The following is a 17587-nucleotide window of genomic DNA, read 5'->3' as shown; positions in this document are numbered from 1 at the left end:
AATACCAGTATACTCTCAAGAGCATCAAGGCGAATTGTTTATACTTCAGGAGAATGTAATTTCTCTGAACCCTGCTAAAACCGTCCTTCTTTGTCTGCTGTCTCTTGATCTCTGATGTACGCTCGCACCGTTTCTATCTCAAAGCCAACGGTTGATACTGCATAACCTCTTGCCCAGAAGCACTCGCCATTGAAATTGCGGCGCTTGCCACTAAACCGCCGAGCTATCTCAATGGCGCTTTTTCCTTTTAGGAAGCCTACTGCTGAGGCCACAGAAAGCTTCGGTGGTATTTCGATTAGCATATGTACGTGGTCAGGCATAATGTGCCCTTCTACAATCCGGCATTCCTTCTGCCTTGCCAGCTCGTGAAAGATTGGCCCAAGCTCCCGCCTGATTTTCCCATACATTGTCTTGCGCCGGTATTTGGGCACGAATACAAGGTGATATGCACAATTCCACCTCGAATGAGCCGAGCTGTGATAGGTTTCCGGCATCCGTGTCTACTTCGTTTCTCCTTCATTTAATCACCTGCAAACACTGGACTGCTGGAATGCTCAAAGCTCTTCGAGTCTCACTGGTCAAACCAGTGGCTTACCTCAGATATAGAGTAAGACCCGTTCCCGCAGCGTGTCCGGTGCGCAAGTCGCAGGTGCGCAAATGCATTTGCGCACCCTTCTATCAAGATAATGGCCATTGATTATCCAGAGCCCGAACGAACCTCCTGCGCAGTCCTCCATAGGCTCGGACAAGTCGTTTGCCGTTTGTAGCACAGTAATAGTTTGCAAAAGCCTCTGGGCTAGCGATTGGGTTGAACTTACAGACGTAATTGAGTGCCCCTCTGATGGCCTTGCGAATCCTTGCTGGATTGCTCTTGTTGAACTCGATTTTCTTGATCCATGTGCTTCGGCTGGATGCTTGGGCGGCAGGCGAATCTGAAGGCTCATAATCTTCTATATCTGCCGTCAGAGCCTTCCACACAGCCTTTATCTCATTCTGGGATATGCAAGCTCGATAAGCGATTATGATGTGAATATGCGGGTGAAATTCTTGACGATTATCATTAAAGGTTGTCTCTATTCTTGAGAGTCCACCGTACACGTGCTGTTTGAAAAGATCATGCTGGAAAAACATCTTGAGGTTTTGAGAAAGCCGGTCATAGTCCTGGCTTCTGATACTTGATAAATTGCGAATGGTAAGCGTAAGAATGGCCAGCCTATAGCCCTCATCAACACAGGCGAGTAACCTTCTGAAATACTTTCTGAAAATCCGGCGAGAATCCCGCCAGTGGCAAAATTCGCAGTAACGCAACTGACAGCGAAATAGACTGGCGATTTGTACGGACTTGGAATCAGCCATCCTCTTCCTTTCTTGAGCACATTTGATCAAACGCTCTGCGGCGCGATGCTCGCCATAATCAGACAATGCAGCGGCGTTCTGCTGCTGTCTCTGGCAACGCTTGTCAAGTGAATCGTAGATTTTGCATAGCCTCCTAGTAGAGACATCTATCGAGAAATCTTTTATGGCAGGCCGGCGGGAAGCGTTGTGCTATCTCCACACAGCACTGCTAATACTCCCAGAGGGCATGTGCTACCTTTGAAGCTCAGAAGGGTCGGTGATAGCCTGCTAATGAGCGACGTTGAGAAACCGAGCTGAAGCATCAGGCTTCAGCTTTGGGCTGGCCCTCCGACAAATAGCGTTTAAGGTCGTCATCTAAGACAAGGACTCTCCGCCCGAATCGCTTTATGGGTAGCGCCTTGCGCCTGACCTCATTGCGAAGAAAGGCAACACTCAACCCCGTAGACTTGGCGATGTCTGCAATCCCCCAAGCGATTCTCTGTGCTACTTCTTCACCTTCCATTTACCTGCATCCTTTCCTGAGTTTTTCGTTGTATCTCAATACCCCTCTATGATACCATCGCACGTGATGCGTTCAACTGCAAAAAACAAACATAAGAAACGCTCTAAGGTACGACAAGCATCACGCAGGTTGAAGCCTGCCCCAGAAAAACTCCAAGCGATTCTTGATCTTGTGAATATGGTGCCAGGGGATGCCGAGCTTATAGATGTGTTCGAGCGTGTGGATGAACTCACTAAGGCAGGGCTAGCAGAGTATGAATCGTGGCATGAAACGAGACGGCAGGAACTTGGTATTGATTTGGAGGCGTTGGGGCCTCCTGAAGGATCAGCCGATTCCCTAGACCGTACACTAGCATATTCCCAGAGAATGTTGGATTACAGTGGAGAGGCGATAGAGAAGTCGGATGCACTGCAAGCCTTGCAGACCAAAGCAAATGTCGAAGCGATAAACCAATGTCTTACGGGTTTACCAAAAGCATTCCGCGACTATATATGGCAAGTTGGAGAAGAACTGCCAGTAATAGAAGGCGCAGAGGTAGAAGCCGCAATGGTTGAAGCTGTAGTGCGCTATCTCTTTGTCCAAGAATCGCGTGACAAGCTACGCTTGATTAGTCGCATTGCTAATGCAGAAAACCCCCAAGAGAATTTAGCCTTAGCTTCGCAACTCAGATCGTCTGCTCAGATCATGATTGATGACAACGGCGAACTCTATATCGACAAAGATATGTTTGCCTCTGCCATTGATGGAGTCGAGGCGAAGCGCATACGTGAATGTGAAATATGCCGGCGCATCTTCTGGGCCGGACGCATCGATCAGCCAAGCTGTTCCACAGCATGTGCTCATGCCTTGCGGAATCGCCGATACAGAGCCCGTTATAAGGATTATCTCGTCAGGCAGCATTTGAAAGAAAACGGCATTACAGCGGCAGACGCCAAGCCATCAAAGACAGGGAAGGGAAAGACCAAGAAGGGATCATAACGGCATAAAAAATAACTCAGGAGGTGGTGTATGCGTCTCTACAAGCGGGATGAAATATGGTGGCTGGATGTCACCATTGATGGTCAGCGATACCGGATGAGTCTCGATACCTCAGATAAGCGGGCGGCGAGAGGACGCGCCAACGAGCGCATATCCGAGATCGAGCAAGGGAAGTTCACCAAGACCGGGCAGAATTTCGCCAAGCTCGCCTTTGGCGAAGCGGCGAAACGCTATCTGGAAGGCCGGCGGCTAGAACTTGCGCCAGCGACACTGGTGAATGAACAACAACTTTTGGTAAAGCTGAAAGAGTTCTTTCAAGCCTCCCCGGTGGCACGCATTAGCGCCGAGGACATTCTTGCTTATCGAGAATGGCGCGCGTCTCAGAAGGTTGGGCCTGGGATAATCAATTTGGAGGTCGGTGTCTTGCGGCGAATGCTCAAACGCGCCAAACGTTGGCATCTGGTCGCAGATGATATTAAGCCACTCAAACAGCCGCGCTCGATTGGCCGGGCGCTGACACCAGAACAGAAATTGAAGCTGCTCGAAGTGGCCTCCCAACGCCCAGAGTGGGAAACGGCGTATTGGGCCGCGATGCTTGCTCTCAACACCACTATGCGAAGCTGCGAAATCAAGGGCTTGCGGTGGGCAGATATTGACTTCTCCGCGCGCATCTTGACCATCCACAAGAGCAAGACAGCAGCAGGGGAGCGCGTCATTCCGCTGACCCTGGAGGCGCTTTCCGTGCTTTCGGCCCTTCACAAACGTGCCAAGCTGTTCGGAGGCGTTGAGCCTGAGCATTACGTCTTTGCTGCACTCAAGACGAGCGGGCGCTTTGATCGAAACCGGATGTGCATTAATCAGTTTGATCCAACACGTCCGATTCGCACATGGAAGAGAGCTTGGCACAGACTGACAGAAAAAGCGGGTCTAGCTGGCCTGCGATTCCACGACCTCCGACACCATGCCATTACTGAGCTTGCCGAGTCGGGAGCCAGCGACCAAACCATCATGTCCATCGCCGGGCACGTCTCGCGCAAAATGCTAGATCGCTACAGCCACATCAGAATAGAAGCGAAGCGGAATGCGCTTGAAGCCCTCTCCAATAGGATGCCGGGAGGTTACGGCACAATTCACGGCACAATGGGCCAGTCCGTGCCTACCTTCACTGATCTACGTTCAACAGGTGCAATAGATGGCGGGGCAAAAAAATTGGAGGTCGCCATCGTGCCCGAATAGCGACCTCACCCCAAGTTCAGAACAGAATGGTAGAGATTCTAAGGATGTGCGACTTTATACATAGCAATCGCGATACCGTAACCCATGCGCCGTCTCAAGTTATAGCCTTAAAAGCTTTTAGGGGATAATGCGCGGCGCGCGACGGTGAGCGCGTTTCCGAGATTCTGGAAGTATTTACGAAAAATTGGAAATGCGCCGGCGAACGCCTTGCCGGACTCGACACAACGGCAGCCTCGCCGGCCATCCTTATTGCTGTTTCAGCTCATCCAGTATGCGGCGCGCGCGCCCGGCCAGCTCGTTATCAGGCGACTCTTTCAGAAAGAGCGTCAGCTCGTTGACCGTCTGTTCCTTGTCGCCCTTCTTCATCTGCACCTGTGCGAGATGGAAATGCGCCACCGCGAAAGGCTGGCCGCCGAGCGACAGCGCCGAGCGCAGCTCGCGTTCGGCGCGCTCCAGCTCGTCGGTCTTTTCCAGCGTGACGCCGAGATAAAGATGCGCGGCGGCTGAAGAGCTGTCGAGCGAAATCGCCTGGGTGAACTGCCCCAGCGCTTCCGAGAGATTATTCTGCTCAAGGTGGGCGATGCCTAAATTGAGCCTGGGGTTGAACACCTTCGGATTGATGTCGAGCGCCGCCTCGAACTCGGCGACCGCCGCGTCCAGTTGCTTGAGCTTGAGGTATTGCGCTCCCAGGTCGTTGTGCGCTCGCAGATAATTTGGAAAGATGGCCAGCGCCCGCTTGAACGCTTCGACCGACTCGGCGAGCTTGCCATCGCTGGCCAGGCGAGTCGCCTGCTCGTATTGCTTCCTCGCAGCCTCCGGCACTTTTTCGTCCGACTCTGCCGTCGAAACCACGTTGCCGGTGAGGTTCTTCTCTGCCGCGCTGCTTTTTTCGCGTAGCGCGATGGTCACGGTAATGCTCGCGCCGCGCGGCAGGAAGACCTGCTCGGTCGTCGGCTCGTAGAGCTTGGCGTCACCGACGACTTCAATGCTGTAATTGCCCGCCCGCAGGTTGCTGAAGGTGAAGCTGCCGTTATTGTCTGTGAAGCCCGCCAGGCCGGGATCGTTCAGCGTCGTCAGCGTAATCCGCACGCGGTTGTTGATCGAATGGCCCGAGGGCAGCGTCACATGGCCGGAGATGCTTCCGATCCCCGTGCTGTCTACGGTCGCCGAGCGCCTCGGCGCATTGTCCGATTGCGCCTCGGCGGCGGCGGCCAGCCCGACAAGGGCCAAAGCCAGGGCGCAACTGCGAAACAGCGTTGTTTGTAATGTCATCACCGTCCTCCGAAACTCAACGCTCAGATCGCGCGCGGCAGTCGAGAGCCGGGTGCCATCTGATAAGCGTGGTGAACCGACAGCGAGATATTCTATGCGAAATGATAGCGCGAATGAAGTGGAACCTTGACCATGCGCCGGCTCGCCGAATCCCGAAGAAAAAATTGGAGGCCGCCACCGTGCCCGGGTAACGACCTCGCCTCAAAGTTCAGAACAGAATGGTAGAGATTCTAAGGATGTGCGGCTTTACACATAGCAATCGCGATACCGCGACGCGAGCCGGCGGGCAAACCCTAGCCGGGCAAGCTTTTGGTCAAAATCGGCCGGCTGATCGCCGCGAGAAATATCCAAGATTCTGGAAGTTTTTACGAAAAATTGGAAGAAAGCCGCCGGGCCGCATTCAACGAATGGGTTTGTCGGCGCGCCGGATAAAACGCTCGTCACCCTTCTGATTTGTTCTCCCGGCCGGCGAGGCTGGTGATATAATGCGGTTTCCTTTTACCACGCCCGCTGTCCAATCCTTTGGAGGCATCTATGCGAAGGCTCATCATGATTGGCCTGCTTCTCATGGCGTTATGCGGCTCTGTATGGCCGCAGACGCAGAAGGCGGGCGAAGATCAGCCGGTGCGCATCAGCACCGAGCTGGTGCAGATCGATGTCGTCGTCACCGACAAGACGGGGCGCGTCGTCAAAGGGCTCACCAAGGACGACTTCGAGCTTTACGAGAACGGCAAGAAGCAGCTCGTCAGCTTCTTCGAGCTGGTTGACGCCGTCAAAGGCGAGCGACCGGGCCAGAAGGCGGCCACCGCTCATGAACACCTCCCCGATCATCCGCCGTCCGCGCAAGGGCCTGGCGAAGCCGACATCCGGCGCATCTTCGCCTTTATCATCGATGACCTGGAGATACGCGCGACTGACATGACCTTCGTGCGGCAGATGCTGACGAATTTCGTAGACAATCAGATGCAGCCGACCGATCTAGTGGCCATCGTGCGCACGGTCGGCGGCAAAGGCTTGCTCCAGCAGTTCACCACCGACAAAGAATTGCTGCGCCGCGCCATCGCCGCGCTCGGCCCATCCCCGCACGCCTTGAGCGCGTTTGAAGCGCCCGATTCCAGAACGCTCGGCGACATGCCGCAGCCAACGGGCGGCGGCGACACGGGCGGCGACATTAGCGGCGCGCAGTCGGACACCAACAGCATGTTGCGGGCCTATATGAGCCTGGGGACGGCGAGCTATGTCATCGATAGCCTAAGGCAGTTGCCGGGCCGCAAATCGATGATCCTGGTTTCGAGCGGCCTGCCGATCTTGAGCCCGAATCAGGGCAATTCCGCCGCCAACATCTCGAACTTTTTGAGTTCGCTGACCGATAAGGCGGCGCGCGCCGGCGTCGCCATCAACACCTTCGACATCCGCGGCATGAAAGCCCATAGCGGTGTGGCCGACTTTGCCGACACTGCCGGCGTCAGCGCACTAGGAACCAGCAGCCCACGGGCTTTCGGGCGGCTGCCCGACGATGCGCAGTTCGGCTACAAAACCCCTTTCGATGTGATTGAGGCGCAGCAAGGGTTGAGGACATTGGCGGCGGACACCGGCGGCCTTGCCATACTCAACAAGAATAACTTTGACGAAGGATTGGCGCAGATCATCGGCGCCAGCGAGGCCTATTATCTGCTCGCCTACACGCCGCTTGATCCCAGCTTTAAAGGCGACTTCCGCAAGATCGAAGTCCGGGTCAAGAACAAAGACCTGAGAGTCTACAGCCGGCGCGGTTACTTTGCGCGCGAGGAGCGCGCCGCTGCCGCGCCCGCCACCAAGCAGGAGCAGGTGCTTGCCGCCATCAAAGCGCCGGTCGCGCGCCACGACCTCGACCTTGAAGCGACCGTCACCTACAAAGCGGCGACGCCCAACAAAGGCGCGATAGACATCAACCTGATGATCGATCCGAAGAAGCTCACCTTCGAGGAGGTGAACGGCAGAGAGCAAGCCAACTATGACGTCGTCGGCTTCGTCTACGACGAGCTGGGACGATTGCGCGGCGGCTTCAGCCAGACGATCACCGCGAGCCTGACAGCCGAGCAGCTTGCGCAGGCGGCGGAAGAAGGCGGGCTGCCGTATTCGACGACGACGACGCTGCCGGCAGGCGTCTATCAGATTCGGCTCGCCGTCCGCGATAACAAAGCGGCGACCGTCGGCAGCGTTTCGCGCTACCTGGAGATTCCCAACCTGCTGCGGGCGGGATTCACCGCAAGCAGCCTGTTGCTGAGCGCGGCGTCGCCGGGAGAGGTCAAAGGAACCCCGACGCTGCTGACCGCAAGCCGGCGTGTGTCGCGCCGGCAAGACTTGCGCTATGCCGTGGTCATCTATAACCCGAAGCTCAGGGGCGGCCATCCGCAGGTGCGGACGCAGCTCGTCATCAGCCAGAACGGCCAGCCGGTATACAGAGAGCCGGAACAGGAGGTGGCGGCGGGCAACAACCCCACGCAGTTGATTAAGCTCGGCCAACTGGGGATGTCCAGGGTCAAACCCGGTCGCTACACCATGACGCTGCGAATCACGGATCAGCTTGCCGACAAAAAGGCAGTGCCGGTCATTCGTAGCATGGACTTCGTCGTGATAGACTAGACGACCATACCGTCAAAATCAGGAGGCACCTATGCGAAAAGTAATCGCGATCACTCTGCTCTTCATGGCGTTGTCTGGCCCGGCATGGCCGCAGACGCGGAAGGCGGGCGAAGACCAGCCGGTGCGCATCAGCACCGAGCTGGTGCAGATCGATGTCGTCGTCACCGACAAGACCGGACGCGTCGTCAAAGGGCTCACCAAGGACGACTTCGAGCTCTACGAGGGCGGCAAGAAGCAGCTCGTCAGCTTCTTCGAGTTCGTTGACGCCACCCAGCCGCGCGCCGCCAAAGACGCGGCCCGGGCAGAGGCGCCGAAACCGGGCGACACCGCGCCACAGGGGCTGAGCGAGCGCGATGTGCGGCGCATCTTTGCCTTCGTCGTTGACGACTTGACGACCCGTTACGAAGACCTGACCTACCTGCGGCAGATGCTGACGAATTTCGTAGACAATCAGATGCAGCCGACCGATCTGGTGGCCATCGTGCGCACGGTCGGCGGCAAAGGCTTGCTCCAGCAGTTCACCACCGACAAAGAATTGCTGCGCCGCGCCATCGCCACGCTGACGCCTTCGACGCACCCGCTCAGCGCATTTCATAACCCGGAGACGCCGAAACTCAACCCGCAGCCGGCCGGCACAGACATGAGCACCCAGCCCACCGACCAGGGCGATGACATTCCCGACACCGATAGCCCGCTCGACGACACCAACCGCATGCTGCGCTCCTACATGAGTCTCAGCACGGCGGGCTTCGTCATCGACAGCATGAAGCAGTTGCCGGGACGCAAGTCGCTGGTGTTAATCTCCGGCGGCCTGCCCATCTTCAGCACCAACCCGGGCACCGAGGCCGGCGCAGTGGCCGGCTTCCTTAACGTGCTTACGGACAAAGCGACGCGGGCCGGCGTCGCCATCAACACCATGGACATTCGCGGCCTGCAAGCCTACAGCGGCGTCGCCGGCTTTGAAGACACGCCGGCACGCAGCGCCATGGGCGGCAGCAGCACGGTGTCTGACCCCATCGCGGGTTCGAGCAACCGGAACAGCAGCGGCTTTGGCCGCGTCCCTGATGACTCGCAGTTCGGCTATAAGAATCCCTTTGACCAGTTAGACGCACATATGGGATTGCGTGTGCTGGCTTCGACGACCGGCGGCATTGCGGTTCTGGGAAAGAATGATTTTGACGACGGCCTGCGCAAGATCATTCAGACCAGCGAGGGCTATTACCTGTTGGCCTACACGCCGACAGACGGCAAATTCAACGGCGACTTTCGCAAGATCGAGGTGAAGGCCAAAGGCGACGGCTTGAAGATCTACAGCCGGCGCGGTTATCTGGCGCGCGCCGATGCGCCCGTTGCGGCGCCGACGACCAAGCAGGAACAGATGCTGGCGGCCATCAAGTCGCCGCTGGCGCGCCGCGATGTCAGCCTCGACGCGATGGTGCTGTACAAGCCGGTGGGGCAGAATCAGGGCGGCATCGATATCCACCTGGTCATCGATCCGAAGAAGCTGCGCTTCGAGCAGGTAGGCGACAAGCAACAGGCCGACCTTGACGTCGCCGGATTTGTCTTTGACCAGTTCGGGAAATTGCGCGGCGGCTTCAGCGAGACATTGCGGCCCGACCTGACGCCCGCCGACTATGGCCGGGTGACCAAAGATGGGCTGCCCTATGCGGCGCAGACGACGTTGCCGCCGGGTGCCTATCAGATTCGCATCGCGGTGCGCGACAACAAGACCGAAAGCATCGGCACGCTGTCGCGCTACCTCGAAGTCCCGGACCTCTCCAAAGGTCGGCTGACCGCCAGCAGCCTGCTGCTTGCCTCGGTGCCCGTCGGCGAGACCAAGGCCGAAGCGCCGACGCCGATCACCGCCAACCGCCAGATGTCGCGCAAGCAAGACCTGCGCTACGCGGTGATTATCTACAACGCCAAATTAAAAGACGGCAAGCCGCAGGTGCAGACGCAGATGACGATCAGCCAGAACGGCCAGACGCTCTTCAAACAGCCCGAAGAAGCGGTGACGCCCGCGGGCAAAGATGCGGCGCTGGTTAAGTGGGGGCAGTTGGGATTATCGGGTGTCAAGCCGGGGCGCTACACGATGACCATTGTGGTCACCGACCAGCTCGCCGATAAGAAGGCGCAGACCGTCACCCGCAGCATGGACTTTGTGGTCGTGAATTAGAGCGCCTTTCGATTGCGTTTGCCGTGTAGCGCAATGCGGTTAGATTGCGCGAGTCGCAGCGCAATCTAACCGCATTGCGCTACAGGCGTTGAGCGAAACAAAAAGGGAGGGACTCCGAGAGTCCCTCCCTTTTTTATGCCTCGAAGGCGCGGTCGGCTAGAAGATGAACTTCGCGCCGATCTGGATCGCACGCCGCGCGTACTCGCTTTCGCCGTAGAGGTTGAAGTTGATGCCGGCATTCTCGACGATGGTGCCGGGCACCGCGCCGCCGGCGATCAGGCCGACCGACGGGTTCGGGTGGTTGAAGGCGTTGAAGGCATCCATGCTCAGGCGGAAGGTCATCTTCTCCCTGATCTTGAAGTTTTTGTAGATGCCGAGGTTGATGTTGTTGAGGATCGGCCCGGCTTCGTTGTTGCGACCGACGGTGCCGTACGGGGTGTTGAACAGCTGTGCGGCACCCGGCCCGTTGACGATGTAGCGCACCTGATCCTTGGTCACGGCAACGACCTTGCCGAGGTTGATCTGTGCGAAGTCATAGAAGCCCTTCGGATCGGCAATCGGAGCACCGAAGACGATCTTGGCGTCAACCTGGCTGATGCCGACCGTCTCGCGCGGCGCCTTCGGGTTGCCGTAGAACGGGCGGTTGGTCTCGACACTGCCGATGAAGGTCGAGTCCCAGGTGACATCGGTGTAGCCCGTGCCCAGGAACGACGGCCCCCAGGCCGAGAACGGCGTGAAGCGCTGGCCCTGCGCCAGCAGGTAGGTGCCGTTGAGCTGCCAGCCGCCGGCAAGCTTACCGAGCAGGCTGTGGTTGTTCTTCAACAGCGGGATGTCCCAGATGAAGTTCGCCGCAAACGCGTGGCGGCGGTCAAACTGCGAGTAGCCGCGCTCGTTGCCGTTGGTGTCGAACGGATTCTCTGAGCCGATGGCATCGTTGAAGGCGAAGACTTCGCTGGCGTTGTCGAGCGCCTTCGACCAGGTATAGGCGAGGCCGAAGTTGAGCTGGTTGGCGATGCGCGCGTCATAGCGCGTTTGCAGCGCGTGGTAGATCGATTGCGCCGTGTTGTCGCGAATGCGCAGCAGCGCCTGCGGCAGCACGCGCCCGACGCAGGTATTGGCCTCGTTGAGGATGCCTGCCGGTGTGGCCGGGTCATCGACGCAACCACCCTGGCCGGCCACCTGCGGCGTCAGCCCCGCGGGCACCAGGTTCGGGAAACCCGGGAAGGTCACCCCGCCCACCGTGAAGCCGTTCTTCAGGCGGTCGATGCGCGGGTTGCCGTTGTGGGTCGCGAACAGCGAAACGCCATGCGTGCCGACGTAGCGCACTTCGACGACATTGTTGCGGGCGATCTCGCGCTGAATTCTCAGCGACCACTGCTCGGAGTAGGGCGAGTGGAAATTCGGCGTTACCAGCGTCTCGTTGAAGAACTTCGGATTGTAGGTGTTGCGCGCGACGATGCCGCTGGCGGTGGCAAAGTCCTGCACCGACTGGCCGTTCAGGCCGGGCAGCGGGAAGGCCACCGTGCCGGTCCCGGCGTTGAGCGTCGTGCTGTTGAAGACCATCGGCGACGAGGTCGAGATGTTGAGCATGATGTTGTAGAAGACGGGGTCATAAGCGATTGAATAACCGCCCGAAATCACCGTCTTGTCCTGCTCGCCGAACAGCATCTTGCCGAGGCCGCCGCTGCCAAAGCGCGGGCGCCAGGCGAAGCCTAAGCGCGGCGCGAAGTTGTTCTTGTCCGCCGGCAACTGCGGCTCGGTGCGCGCTTCGAGCGGCAGGCTCTGCTTCCAGAGCGCCTGCGCCGGATCGGACTCGCGCGCCACGCTGAGCTTGTTCAGCGTGTTGATAGGTTGCCCCGTGTACTCGTAGCGCATGCCGAGGTTCAACGTCAGGTTGTCCTTGATGCGCCAGTCGTCTTGCAGGTAGTAGAACTGGTCGGTCTCGCCATAATCGATGGTCACCTGGCCGGCGGCAACGATGGCGCGCTGCGGGCGATTCTGGATCAGCCCCTGGGCTGCCGTCGTCGAGCCGATGGCGTTGAAGGTGAACGCGCCATTGACGTTCGGCAGGAACGGCACCGAGTTGGTCAGCTTGCGAATGTCGGCGCCCATCTTGAGCTGGTGGCGGCCCAGGGTCTTCGAGAAGTTGTCCTGGAACTGGTAGACGGTGACGACGCGGCCTTGCGGCAGGTTGGTCGCCGGGCCAATGGTTTGCAGCGAGGTGTTGGTCACGCTGCTGCGAATGCCTGTGAAGGCGATGTTCGGCAGGGTCTGGCCCAGGTTGGTGACGGGGTCAGGAATGCAGGTAGCGAACTTGCCTTCGCAGCCGCCGCCGAAGATGACGCTCAGGCGGTTATAGATGAACTTGAACTCGTTGACCGCCGTGTTGCTGATCTGGCTGGTCCAGCTGGCGCTGCTGATCTTGCTGTTGGTCGGCAGGTTGCTCATGTTGCCCGCCGATGCGGTGCTGGTGTTGACGTTGACGTTGTCGGCCTTCTGATAAAGCTGGCGATACCAGACCGAGTTGTTGTTGTTGATCCGCCAGTCGCCGCGGGCGCTGAACTCCGGCGCGTTGAGCTGCTGCGGGAAGGTGCGCTCCGGGTAGAGCACGTGGAAGGGGACGCCGTTGATCGTCACAAACTCGTTGGTCGGCTTGTCCTTGCGGAACGTCACCGTGCCGCCGCCGGCGTTCGGGACGGCGAAGGCCGAGAGGTTGCGTAGCGCCTGCAAGGCCGGGTTGCTGCTGTAGCCGGGCAGGGTCTCAAGCTTCGGCAGGTCTTCGGGCGCGATGGTCGGGTTGGCGCCCTGGGTAAACGCGCTGATCCGGTCCTTGATCTCCTGGAAGCTGCCGAAGAAGAAGAGACGGTCCTTGATGATCGGGCCGCCGATGGTGCCGCCGAAGACGTTATAGATGCGCGGCGGCGGGCCGCTGCGACCACTGCGTTTCTCGATGTTGTCGAGCGTGTCCAAGAAGTTGCGATTGCGATGATATTCAAAGGCAGTGCCGTGGAAGGCGTTGGTGCCTGACTTGGTGACGATGTTGACGACGGCACCCTGGTTGCGCCCATATTCGGCAGAGAAGTTATTGGTGATGACCTGGAATTCGGCGACGATGTCTTGATTATCAACGAAGTAGTTCGGGCCGCCGAGCGACAGGTCGTTATTGTCGCCGCCGTCAATCGTGAAGTTATTCGAGCGGGCGCGATTGCCGTTGACCGAAAAGGTCGTGCCGTTGCCGTTGACGTTGCCGACGCCAGGGATGACGCCGGGCGATAGCAACGCGAGCGTATCGATGCCGGCGCCGGCGATGTTCGACGGCAGCTCGGCGACTTTGCGCGCCTCGAAGGTGCTCGATACCTGCACCTGTTCTTTCTGGATCAGCTCTTCGCCGCTTGCCGTCACGGTCACGGTTTCGGTGAGCTGGCCGGCCTGCAACGCTGCATCAATTGAGGTATCCTGGCCGAGGCTGATCGTGACCTGCTGGAACTCTTGCTTCTTGTAGCCCTGCTTCTGAACGACCAGCGTATAGACGCCGGGTTTGAGGCGGGGGAAGTTGTAGAGGCCATCGCTATTGGATTTGGTCTTGGTATCCGAGCCCGTGGCGGCCTCCGTCGCCGTCACATCGGCATCGGGGATGACCGCGCCGGTCGAATCCGTCACCACTCCCCTGAGTGAGCCCGTCGTCGCTTGCGCCATCGCGACGGGCACCGTAATGGGGAACAGGAGCGCGAAGGCCGTCAGGAAGATAGCTGCTGAGGCCAGCTTTTTCGTTCTGCGAAGTCGTCTCATGGTTTTCCTCCTAAGTGAAAAGAAGTGATTGACACATTGGCTGCATCAGCTTCTAGCCAACAACCGCTCGTCGTAGATATATGTGCTTAAAGGATTGAGGAAACCGAAAAAAACAGACTACAGGAACCGAATATTCGGCAAAAGACGTGCCAGTTGTCAAGCTCATTCCCGGCGCTTTATTTGATAGGAGTTAGCTCGGCGGCGGCGGCAAGCCGTCGAAAAACTCTCCATTAATCTGGAAACCCTTACGAAAAAATGGATATGCCTGGCCGCCGCCTTCAGCCCTTGCCGCGCTCACCGTTCGTGATCTCTGAAGCCACGGGCTCGCCCCGCGCCAAATTCCGGCAGCGCATTTTATTGACACCGCCAGTCGCCCTATTGTTAAATGGATGTTTGAGTTTTTAGTGGCAAGACGAGAGTGGCCTTTGAAGCAGCACCGTAACCTCACAATCGGAAATAGCAAGCGAGCGCGGGTCTCGGCGCTCGTCTGTCTCTGCCTGATGCTGCATGCGCTGTTCGTCTGCCTGACGCACCACCACGACGCGCCGCCGCTCGGGCAGGCTACGGTCATCGCCTCAAGCGACAGCAACTCGCCTTCGGCGAAAGACACCGGCAGCGACGCCGGCTGTCTGTCTTGCCGCCTGCAACGCACCTTCGTCGCCGACCCACACACGGCGGCCTTCGCCCCAGAACCCCTAGCCGAAGCGCTGCTCTACCAGACGCTGCTGGCCGAGCCGCACACACAGCAGTGGGCCGCCTCGCGCTTCGGTCGTGCCCCACCGCTCGATTAATTCCGAACCATGTCTCTCGGCTTTCGAGGATGCGCGCAAAACGGGCGCGGCGGCCTCGAAAACCTTACCTTGCGCACCGGCTTGCAGTGGAGCGGCGCGCGGGCTGTTCAGCAGCGGCGCAAATTCTTTAGCGCGCCGTTGACGCTTTCCGGTCGCAGGACTGGCGAAGCGGCTTTGAAATAGACCTTCTGCTGATTAATAAGGAGAGATGCTTATGCAAGCAATACGTACCTTCATGGCCGGAACCGTGGGATTGACAGGCGCTCTGGCCTGCCGCTTTTTTTCTCGAAGGCTGGGAGCCTTGGCCGTACTCTTCATCTTTGCCGCAAGCTCGACGAGCGGCGTTCTCCCAGCCCTGGGGCAATCGCTGGGAACGGCAGGCACCGTAGCGGGAACCATCACAGACCCCAGCGGCGCGGTCATCTCTAGCGCTACGGTGACGCTCGAAAACCGTACCACGGGCTACACGCGCACGGTGACGACCGACCAGACGGGCGCCTTCCGCTTCGACAACGTGCCGCCGAATCGCTATAGCTTGAGCGTCTCGGCGAACGGCTTCAGCCCGGCGCAGCAGATCATCGATGTGCGCTCATCCGTGCCGATGAACCTGGGAAAGATTGCTCTCGCCGTCAGCGGCACGAGCGCCTCGGTTGAGATCAACGCCGGCGAGGCGCTCATTGAAAATGTCCCCTCGTCGCACGTTGACGTTGACCAATCGCGGATTGAGAAGATGCCCATCCGGACACCCGGCAATGGCTTGAGCGATGTCGTCACCCAGTCCGCGCCGGGTGTCGCCGCCGACTCCAATGGCTTCTTTCACCCGCTCGGCGATCACGCAGAATCCTCGATCTCGCTCGACAACCAGCCGATCACCGATCAGCAGAGCAAGGCCTTCTCGACGCAGATTCCAGTTAATGCTATTCAATCGCTGGAGGTCGTCACCGGCTCGGTGCCCGCGGAATTCGGCGACAAAGCCAGCCTGGTCATCAATGCCATCACCCGGTCAGGCCTCGGACTGAACAAGCCGACCGGCAGCCTGTCGGCGCTCTACGGCTCATTCGGCTCGACGCAAGAAGAGGCGACCTTCGGTTTCGGCGGCGCCAAGGCGGGCAATTTCGCGGCCTTCAACTTTGAGCGCTCCGGTCGTTTCCTCGACCCACCGGAGCCCACCCCCTTGCATGACGAGGGCAAAACCTTCGGCATCTTTGATCGGCTCGATTACAATCCCACGGCCAGCGATGCGCTGCACCTGAATCTCTATTTTGTGCGCAACTTCTTCCAGGTGCCGAACACCTTCGATCAAGAAGCGCTCGGACAGAACCAGCGCCAGTTGGTGCATTCGATCAACATCGCCCCCGGCTACGTGCATACGTTCAATCAGTCAACCCTGTTGACGATCAATCCCTTTTACCGGCTCGATACGGTCAAGTACTTTCCGAGCGCCGACCCGTTCTCTGACGAGACGCAAACGATTGCCCAGTCGCGCCGTTTGAACAACATCGGCGTTAAAGCTGATGTCGCTTACAACCACGGTATTCACAATGCCAAGGTCGGCGTGCAGATTCAGCACACTTTGTTGACCGAAGGCTTTCAGTTCGGCATCACCGACCCTGGCTTCAATGATCCCACGAGTCCGGACTTCATCCCGGACCTGCTGCCATTCGACCTGACACGCGGCGGCAACCTGTTCACCTTCCATGGCCATGCAGACATCAAGCAGGAAGCCGTCTACGCGCAAGACCTGATCACCCTACGCAACCTGGCGCTCAATCTCGGCTTACGTTACGACAACTATGACGGCATTAGTCACGGCAACCTGTTGCAGCCGCGCCTCGGCGTCTCGTATAACATCAAGGCGACGAACACTGTCTTGCGCGGCTCGTACACGCGCCATTTCGAGACGCCTTACAACGAGAACCTGGTGCTGTCGAGCGCGACCGGCGCCAACGGTCTCGCCAATGGTATCCTCGGCGAAGCGATTTCCGAGCCGTTGAAGCCTGGCCGCCGCAATCAGTTCAACGTCGGCATCCAGCAGAGCCTCGGGCGCTACTTCGTTATTGATGGAGATTACTTCTGGAAGTACACGCGCAACGCTTACGACTTCAATGTAATCTTGAATACACCGATTACCTTTCCGATCTCCTGGGACAAATCAAAGATCGATGGGGTAGCGGTGCGCCTGACGCTGGCCAACTACAAAGGCTTGTCGGCCTATTTCACTGCCGGGCACACGCGGGCGCGCTACTTCCCGCCCGAAACCGGCGGCCTGTTCTTCAACTCCGACTTGCCGGCGGGCGTCTTCCGCATCGATCACGACCAGGCGTTTCAACAGACCACGCAGGTGCAGTATCAGTTTCACCAGTTTAAGCGGCTGATGCCGTATGTCGCATTCTCATGGCGCTATGATAGCGGATTGGTCGCCGGCTCGGTGCCCGACTTCGCCACGGCGCTGACATTGACGCCGGATCAGCAAGCGCAGATCGGTTTGTTTTGCGGCAGCGTCTTTGCGACGCCGACCGCGGGGCTGACCGACTGCACCGACGCAAATCGAGGAGCGACGCGAGTACGCATCCCCGCCGATGGCACTGAAGACGACGACCACAACCCGCCACGCATCGCGCCGCGTCACCTGTTCGACCTGAGCGTCGGCACAGATAACCTGTTCCGCACCGAGCGCACGAAAGTGACGCTGCGGCTGACGGCGGCCAACCTGACGAACAAAGTGGCGCTGTACAATTTCCTCTCGACCTTCAGCGGCACACACTTCGTCCCGCCGCGCGCCTTCCAGGCGCAAATGGGAATCACCTTCTGATTACTGAGCGCAAGCTCCAGTCTTCGAGCCTGATTTCACTCAGGCTCGAA

Annotated in this window: 10 protein-coding genes; 6 read left to right on the top strand and 4 right to left on the bottom strand. The window is 58.6% G+C overall.

Annotated features, from left to right (window positions below; genetic code table 11):
- Positions 1-74: 74 nt before the first annotated feature.
- Both tnpA and VJ464_01255 read right to left on the bottom strand, forming a co-directional pair.
- The gene (gene tnpA / locus VJ464_01260; protein HKQ03730.1) at positions 75-494 is read right to left on the bottom strand and encodes an IS200/IS605 family transposase; all 420 of its coding nucleotides are present in this window, start codon (positions 492-494) and stop codon (positions 75-77) included.
- A 184-nt stretch (positions 495-678) separates the two neighbouring features.
- A complete protein-coding gene (locus VJ464_01255) occupies positions 679-1356 on the bottom strand; it encodes a protein rep (protein HKQ03729.1) in 678 nt (225 codons plus the stop codon).
- 565 nt (positions 1357-1921) lie between these two features.
- Between VJ464_01255 and VJ464_01250 the strand changes: the two genes are divergently transcribed.
- Entirely contained in the window at positions 1922-2836 is a 915-nt protein-coding gene (locus VJ464_01250; GenBank protein ID HKQ03728.1) for a hypothetical protein, read from the top strand.
- 30 nt (positions 2837-2866) lie between these two features.
- Positions 2867-4072, top strand: a complete 1206-nt coding sequence (locus VJ464_01245; protein HKQ03727.1) for a site-specific integrase — start codon at positions 2867-2869, stop codon at positions 4070-4072.
- A gap of 246 nt (positions 4073-4318) precedes the next feature.
- On the opposite strand, the gene VJ464_01240 is transcribed toward VJ464_01245, so the two are convergent.
- A complete protein-coding gene (locus tag VJ464_01240; GenBank protein ID HKQ03726.1) occupies positions 4319-5344 on the bottom strand; it encodes a tetratricopeptide repeat protein in 1026 nt (341 codons plus the stop codon).
- A gap of 534 nt (positions 5345-5878) precedes the next feature.
- Between VJ464_01240 and VJ464_01235 the strand changes: the two genes are divergently transcribed.
- Both VJ464_01235 and VJ464_01230 read left to right on the top strand, forming a co-directional pair.
- A complete protein-coding gene (locus VJ464_01235) occupies positions 5879-7969 on the top strand; it encodes a VWA domain-containing protein (protein ID HKQ03725.1) in 2091 nt (696 codons plus the stop codon).
- 31 nt (positions 7970-8000) lie between these two features.
- Complete coding sequence (locus tag VJ464_01230; protein HKQ03724.1) at positions 8001-10145, top strand: VWA domain-containing protein; 2145 nt, start codon at positions 8001-8003, stop codon at positions 10143-10145.
- 156 nt (positions 10146-10301) lie between these two features.
- Here the strand turns inward: VJ464_01230 and VJ464_01225 are convergent, their stop codons facing one another.
- Positions 10302-13934, bottom strand: a complete 3633-nt coding sequence (locus VJ464_01225; protein HKQ03723.1) for a TonB-dependent receptor — start codon at positions 13932-13934, stop codon at positions 10302-10304.
- 425 nt (positions 13935-14359) lie between these two features.
- Between VJ464_01225 and VJ464_01220 the strand changes: the two genes are divergently transcribed.
- Both VJ464_01220 and VJ464_01215 read left to right on the top strand, forming a co-directional pair.
- Positions 14360-14725 (top strand): hypothetical protein, encoded by a 366-nt coding sequence (locus VJ464_01220; protein HKQ03722.1) that lies wholly within the window; start codon positions 14360-14362, stop codon positions 14723-14725.
- A gap of 214 nt (positions 14726-14939) precedes the next feature.
- Positions 14940-17537, top strand: a complete 2598-nt coding sequence (locus VJ464_01215) for a TonB-dependent receptor (GenBank protein ID HKQ03721.1) — start codon at positions 14940-14942, stop codon at positions 17535-17537.
- Positions 17538-17587 lie beyond the last annotated feature (50 nt).

The organism is Blastocatellia bacterium (assembly GCA_035275065.1).
Classification (GTDB): Bacteria; Acidobacteriota; Blastocatellia; order UBA7656; family UBA7656; genus DATENM01.
Note: the sequence above shows the minus strand (reverse complement) of the source record. Positions and strands in the feature narration are given on the sequence as shown.